We start from the raw sequence: 635 nt of genomic DNA, 5'->3' as shown, positions 1-635 counted from the left end.
CTCGCAGAATATAAATAAAATTGAAAGTGATAATGGGCAATTTTGCTTGGCAGCAATAATTTACCGTGATCTGATAAGCTTTAATGAAAATCAGCCAGCTTTAATTCAATTGAGATCTGAAATAGAAGGATATAAAGGACTGTCTGACTTCAATGAAGACCAGAAAGAAATTATTGCCACTCATGAAAATCTTTTGAATCTTCTGAAAGAGATAAAAAGTTTTAAAAAATTATTAGAAGAATATTTCCCTAAACAAACAGCAAATGTTGTTGCTTAAAAAGCATGAAATATCCTTGGCTTGCGCCCTTCTAACCGTGCCGAGACGCACAGAGCGCAGGGTGTGCAGATGCGCCGCAGGACGCATCTGCCTCGTCCTCTAACTGGCCGCAGCTGTTTGAACGGAGCGGCTCAGCCGCGCAGTGAGTTCTGCGGCCCCACCCTGTGATCGAGCACCGCAGGTTGCCCGTTTGGGATTTGCGCAGCAAAGCCCAAAGGGACACGGGTAGCAGGGTGTGCTTCTTTGCTTACTTTCTTGCACAAGCAAGAAAGTAAGGCCCCGCCGGGGGCGACCCGGCCAACCAAAGCAAAAACAACAATCAAGGCCAAATCAGCCTCTAGCCCAAGCACAGCATGTA

At 46.0% G+C, this 635-nt stretch carries 2 protein-coding genes; one reads left to right on the top strand and one right to left on the bottom strand.

The window, feature by feature from the left end; genetic code table 11:
* Positions 1–277, top strand: a 277-nt coding sequence (locus CA2_RS18205; protein ID WP_169741437.1) for a hypothetical protein, incomplete at its 5' end; no start/stop codon positions are given.
* A 131-nt stretch (positions 278–408) separates the two neighbouring features.
* Here the strand turns inward: CA2_RS18205 and CA2_RS18365 are convergent.
* A partial coding sequence (locus CA2_RS18365) for a hypothetical protein (protein ID WP_217997613.1) occupies positions 409–635 on the bottom strand: 227 nt, incomplete at its 5' end.

Origin of the sequence: Comamonas aquatica NBRC 14918, assembly GCF_000739875.1 — a bacterium.
Classification (GTDB): Bacteria; Pseudomonadota; Gammaproteobacteria; order Burkholderiales; family Burkholderiaceae_C; genus Comamonas; species Comamonas aquatica.
Note: the sequence above shows the minus strand (reverse complement) of the source record. Positions and strands in the feature narration are given on the sequence as shown.